General features: G+C 68.9%; 4 protein-coding genes. 3 read left to right on the forward strand and 1 reads right to left on the reverse strand.

The annotated features are described in order from the left end of the window. The coding region (locus KY469_22080) for a nuclear transport factor 2 family protein (protein ID MBW3665785.1) at positions 1-342 on the forward strand (342 nt) is incomplete at its 5' end. A gap of 11 nt (positions 343-353) precedes the next feature. Next, on the forward strand, positions 354-1,328 hold the full coding sequence (locus KY469_22085; GenBank protein MBW3665786.1) for a 2-dehydropantoate 2-reductase: 975 nt from the start codon (positions 354-356) through the stop codon (positions 1,326-1,328). 493 nt (positions 1,329-1,821) lie between these two features. Here the strand turns inward: KY469_22085 and KY469_22090 are convergent, their stop codons facing one another. Then, the gene (locus KY469_22090; GenBank protein ID MBW3665787.1) at positions 1,822-5,025 is read right to left on the reverse strand and encodes a hypothetical protein; all 3,204 of its coding nucleotides are present in this window, start codon (positions 5,023-5,025) and stop codon (positions 1,822-1,824) included. A gap of 503 nt (positions 5,026-5,528) precedes the next feature. On the opposite strand from KY469_22090, the gene KY469_22095 reads away from it, so the two are divergent. After that, positions 5,529-6,179 (forward strand): transposase (locus KY469_22095; protein ID MBW3665788.1); only part of this gene is annotated, 651 nt, incomplete at its 3' end.

Genomic DNA, 6,179 nt, shown 5'->3' on the forward strand with positions numbered 1-6,179 from the left:
GAGGTGATCCGTGCCGTCCAAGCGCGAGACATGGATGCGCTCGAGCGTCTGGTGGGCGATGGCTTCACGCTGACGACCGGTCGGCCTGGCAAGGAGGTGCGGTCACGTGACGAGTGGATGCGGGTGACCGAGCTCGAGTACGTGATCGACGACTACGACTTCGAGGAGTTGGCGGTGCAACGCTACGAGGGGTGCGCGATCGTGCGTAGCCGCTACCGACAGCGGGCACGCATGGGCGACCTTCCACGTGACACCGTGTTCCGGATGACCGATGTCTGGGTGAAGATGTCCGACGGGTGGAAGCTGCAGGCCCGACACGCGCAACCTGTCGAGGGCGACTGAGAGGCCCACCGGTGAGGATGATCGTGCTCGGCGCCGGAGCGGTGGGAGGCGTGGTAGCCGCCCGGCTGGCCGAGTCCGGACAACAGGTCGTGGTCGTGGCCCGTGGACGACATCTGGATGCGATCCGCCGTGACGGGCTGACACTCGCGACGCCGGACCGCAGGTCGACCTGCGAGGTCGCTGTCGTCCCGTCTCCGCATGGGATCGACCGGCAGGACGGCGACGTGGTGCTGTTGGCGGTCAAGAGCCAGGACACCTACCCGGCGCTCAGCGACCTCGTCAAGGTCGCTCCGCCGACCACGCCGGTGGTGTGCCTACAGAACGGGGTAGCCAACGAACCAACAGCACTGCGCTGGTTCGAGCACGTGTACGGAGTGGTCGTCATGCTGCCCGCGACCCACCTCGAACCGGGTGTCGTCGCCCAGCACTCCTCGCCCGTGCCCGGTCTGCTCGACATCGGCCGGTGGCCGTCCGGTGCCGACGGCCTCTGTACCCGGCTCGCCGATCTCTTCGGTGAGGCGGGGTTCGATGCACGTGTCCTGGACGACGTCTCGCGATGGAAGTACGCCAAGCTGCTGGCCAACCTGTCCAACGTCGTGGGCGCGTTGTGCGGTCCGGACGAACGTCACGGTCGGATCACGGAACTGGCGCGCGAGGAAGGCCGTCGCTGCCTCGACGCGGCGGACATCGCGTTCGCCTCGGTCGAGGAGGATCGCGGCCGCCGCGGCGACCTGCTGCAGGTCCAGGCCGCGGTGGGCCAGCCGCGCCAGGGCAGCTCGTCGTGGCAGAGCCTGGCGAGAGGGACGGGGACGATAGAGACGGACTTCCTCAACGGTGAGATCGTCGGGATCGGCAGGCTCCACGGGGTCCCGACACCGGTCAACGCGCTGCTCCAGCAGTTGGCTCGCCAACACGCCCACCAGGGACGTCCTCCAGGCGGGGTCAGTACCAGTGACGTGCTCGACCAGCTCGAACGAGAAGCCTGAAACGACCACCCCGCGCAAGGGAGGAGAGCTGGGAAATGCCGAAGTCCCGAACACGCGTCCGTCATGTAGCGCTCAGAGAACAGCTCATGAGGTTGTCCGTCCACCCAAACCCTCCGGGCCGCCGCGACGCAGCAGGAACGCGTAGAAGTCGTCGATGTCGGCGGCGGTGAGCTTGGCCACCGACAGATGACCCAGATGTGGCCCCAGGTGGCAGGTGGTCGCCCACCGGGCCGTCGCCTGCGTCGACGGCTCCACTCGGGTGACGCCGCCGCCGACCAGCGTTCCAGCAGCTCCGCGAGCGTTCCCGCGTGCGTCGCGGCGTTGTCGACCTCGGCGACCAGCGCCTCCAACTGGCGCTGAGCGGTCCGGCGGCTGCCGGCCTCGGCAGGAACGCTCCCCTATCGCTTTCTGCTGACTTGAAAACGAGTTCTGCTGACTTGAAAACGAGGGTTTCAGCGGGGAGTTCCGCGTGACGAGACTCGCAGCCGTCTTCTCAGCGGACGCGGACCCTCCGGCGTAGGACGCCGGCGGCGAGCATCAGGGCGAGCACGGCCAGCACGGCGACGCCGCTCGCGGCTGAGCTCTCGGCGCCGGCCAACGCGGCGTCGTCCGGCTGTCCCGCCGACGACGGCCGGCCCTTGGTGACCTCCACCGACACCGTGTCGGCGCCGCTCAGCTCTCCGTCCTCGCTCGTCGCGCTGACGTCGACCTCGTGCGTGCCCTTGGCGTTGCGGGGCGGCTCGACCGTGAGCTGCACGGTGGCTTCATCGCCCGCCGCGAGGGCCTGGGTCGCAGGTTCGACGTCCCCGCTCCAGCCGTCGGGGATGTCCGCGGCGAGGTGGAAGTTCTCGTCCACGTCGCCCGTGTTGCGCACGCGGAGCTCGGCGGTGCCGGACTCGCCGGCCCGCACCGAGATCTCACAGTCGATGCACTCCACGGCGACGCCGCGCTCGGCGGGTTCGCCGCCGCCGGGGTCCTGCCGGCCCTCGTTGGTCCACGTCGTGGCGTTCTCGAAGAGCTGGTAGCCGGTGTAGGTGAGCCCGTAGGAGGCGAGCCCGTACGGGTGGAAGTTGTCCTGGGTCGGCTCGGGCAGCAGCGCCCCGAGGATCCGGATCACGCCGTCGCCGTACGCCACCTCGCCCAGCGAGACGCCGTCCCAGCCCGAACCGCCCTCCGGCCCGGGCCGGACGAACGAGCGGCCGAGGTGCAGCCCACCTGCCGCGAGCCACGCCTCCTCGTCGACGACCCAGATGGGGGCGTCGCATCCGGAGCTGCACGTGCTCGGGCCACCGACGAGGTAGCCCATCGGGACGGGCTCGTAGGTCTGCCGCCGGTCGTAGTACTGCTCCCCGCTCAGGGTCTGGCGTCCGCTGGCCGTGCCGTCCTTCTGGATGCCCTCGGTCAGTGGGTGGCGGTCGAAGGTCGGCTGGTCACCGTCGTTGAAATCGACGTACCCCGCGTAGTAGACGCCCCGTTCGACCGCGTCGGCCGGTACGACCCCGAGGTCGGCGAGCCCGGCCACCGCCCCGTCGGTGAGCACGAGGTTGCCGCCGTGCTCGACGAACCCGGCCAACGCCGCCGCGTAGTCCTCGCGGTCGCCGTCCTCGGGCATGAACCGGTCGGCGACGACGACGGTGTCGAACGTCCGCAGCAGGCTCGGGTCGGCCACGACGTCGGAGACCGACAGTCCGACGAGCTCTTCGCCCCCCTCGGCGACGAAGTCGTTGAGGTCGTCGAAGAAGTCGGTCCGGGACACGTCGTACGGCGCCTGGTCGTCCCATCCGGGGATCGCGTCGGCCCGTGAGAAGCGGACGTGATAGCGCGTCGGCACCGTCCGGGCCGCGTTGGTCTGCACCCGGTAGAGGCCCGGCTCGGGCCGGTTGAGTTCGAGCTGCACGCCCGCCTGGACGTACAGGGGGCTCTGGTTGAAGCCGTGGGCGACCTCCTCGCAACCGTGCTCGCTCATCGCGCCGACCTCGTGGGCGTGCTGGTGGGTCATGGCGCCGTCGGTCCGGCCGCAGTACTCGAGTGTCATCTCGCCCAGGAACGCCCACTGCGCGGAGTTCGGGGAGATCCCGCGGGCGTTCGCGTAGGTGGCCTCCACGGTCATCCCGCCGTTGAAGAACCCGTCGTTGGGTCCCTTGACCTCGAACTCGAAGCCCTGGAGGCCGTTCAGCTCGTGACCTTCGATGTCGTCCTGGGTCGGCAGGTCGAAGATGTCCGGCTCCACGACGAAGTCGGAGCCGTCGCTCTGCACCCGGCTCGGGTCGTCGACGTAGGCGATCCGACCGCCCGGCTCGTAGGCGACGTCCTCCTCGAACAGCAGCGCGGTCACCTGGCTGTAGACGAGGGACTTGTTGCCCTCGATCTGGAGCTGGACGATGTCCGGCTCGAACACGTTGTTCGGGGCGAGGTGGGACAGCGCCATCTCGTTGTTGATGCCGATGCCGCCGAGCCCGATCACGGGGTTGTCGATCCAGTCACCCATGCCGCCGGTGATCTGGTACTCGATCGTGTCCCACACGGTCCCCCACTGCACCGTGCACATCGGGGCGGTGGTCCGGCCCTGCCCGAAGAACGGCTCCGGGACCGGGCCGGGACAGTCCTCTGCCCGTGCGACGTGCGGGGACCAGGTCAGCCGCTCCTCCGCGTCGCGCCACATCATCAGGGCGGTGTCGACGGTGATCTGGTTCTTGCGGTAGTCCTTCTGCCCGGCGCCGAGCAGCGTGTACGACAGCGAGTTCGCCGTGACCATCCCGTGCAGGTCGATGCCGCCGGCGAAGTGGCCGTCCGAGGTCTGGGTGTCGGACACCCACTTCAGCCACTTGCTGAACGCCCGCGTCTCCGGCTCGCTGAACGAGGTGTAGGCGGGGTCGGAGTACCCGACGGTCGCCCAGTCCCGGTTCAGGTCCATCCCGTTGCCGTTGTAGCGCTGGTAGAAGACGCCGCCCTGGGAGTAGTCGCCGCGCGACCAGCCGTCGGGGTTGGAGAGCATGAAGAAGATCACGCCGTTGGCCAGCGCGTCACCGGCGGTCGGGCTGCGCTGCTCCTCGTCGAATGGGTCCAGGAGCCTGCGCGGATCGTCGGGTGTGGAGCCCTCGGCGGCGCAGTCGATCTGGTCCGGGGCGTCGCCGTTCTCGCACGCGGCCCACGTGGCGAGGTCCTCGACCGCCCGGATGCCGCCCTCCAGCCCTGCGCGCTCGATGCCGTGGATCGACAGGGAGTACACGAAGTGCTTGCGGTCGGCCTCCGGCAACGGCGCCGAGGGATCCCGGTCGGTGACCTTCACCATGTAGAGGTCCTTCTGGTCCCGGGAGAGATCCTCCCGAGGCAGGCCGGCCGAGCGGAAGTCCTCGCCGGTGAACTCCGGGTGGTCGCCGTACTGGGTCCGCAGGTTGAGGACCTGGATGTAGCGGGGGAACTTCCGCTCGAGGTACTTCAGCCCGTCGATCGCCTCGTCCCACTGGACGAACTGGCCGGCGCAGACGTTGCCGTTGGCGTGCGGCGACTTGGTGGGTGCGCCCTCCACGCATCCGTGGGGGTCGGGGAAGGCACGTCCGAATGCCGTGTACGTGCCGTCCTCTGTCGCGACCGGCGTAGCCGCGACGGGCTCGCTGGACAGCGCGACAAGGATCGAGGCCAACAGCGTTGCGACCGCCAGGAGGGCGACGGGACGACGGGTGACGGAACCGAGCATGGCGGACCCCCTCGTGGAGCAGGGGTACGCGACCCCTGCGAGTGCGATCGCCAGCACGGTTCGACGCGACGGCCTCAGATCCCTGCTACGTCGAGCCTGCCGGCGTGATGCTGCTCGTAGGGATCGGTGGCGCGGCGGTCGTCGGCATCGCTGTTGTTTGTGCCGGAAGTCTTGTTGCTTGGGGACAGGACACAGGTTGGAACGTCCTCGGCTGGCTTATCGTCTACAGCCCGATTGTCGGTGCCGTGGTGTTCATCGGGGTCGCCGGATGGCGCCTCCTGCGACTCGACCCTCACGAGCACGGAACCGGAACCGAGGGACCATCCAAGGGGAGCTGATAACGGGGTCTCCTGCTCTTCGTGTGGGTGCTGGCAGGTGAGTTCGGTGTCGTAGACGGCCCTGCGGTGCGGTCGGTTGGGGAAGGGGCCGGTTGAAGTGACGCGCACGGGCCGCCTCGTAGGTTCTGCGGTGCTGAAACCCAGAACCGTGAGAGAGGTCAACCCGTGCGCGTCACTACGGCATTCAACCGTCTTCTGCGTCTGAATGGGGTGCACGTCCGCGAGGTCGAGATCGGCGTCGCGCTCGTGGTGGTCACGGTGGCGTTGCGCCGTCGGGCGCTGATCTGTCCGCATTGCGGGCATCGGACCCGGTCCCGCTACGACACCCGCCAGCGCGAGTCGCGGTGGCGGCATCTGGACCTGGGTGTGTTCAAGCTGGAGGTCCGCTGCCGGCTGCGGCGGCTGGCCTGTCCCGAACACGGGATCGTCACCGAGCAGGTGCCCTTCGCCCGGCACGACGCGCGGTTCACCCGCGACTTCGAGGACCTGGTGGCGTGGCTGGCCACCAAGACCGACCAGACCGCGATCACCAACCTGTGCCGGATCACGTGGCGGACGGTGGGGCGCATCTGCGACCGGGTGGTCGCCGACGTGCTCGACCCGCACCGGCTCGACGAGCTGTTCGTCATCGGCGTCGATGAGATCTCGTGGCGCAAGCAGCACCACTACCTGACCCTTGTCAGCAACCATCAGACGTCGAAGATCGTGTGGGCCGGCCCCGGACGCTCCGCCAAGACCCTCGACGGGTTCTTCGACGAACTGGGCCCTGAACGGGCCGCGAAGCTGCAGGCGGTGTCACTGGACCTGGGCCCCGCG

The organism is Actinomycetota bacterium (assembly GCA_019347575.1).
Taxonomy (GTDB): Bacteria; Actinomycetota; Nitriliruptoria; order Nitriliruptorales; family Nitriliruptoraceae; genus JAHWKY01.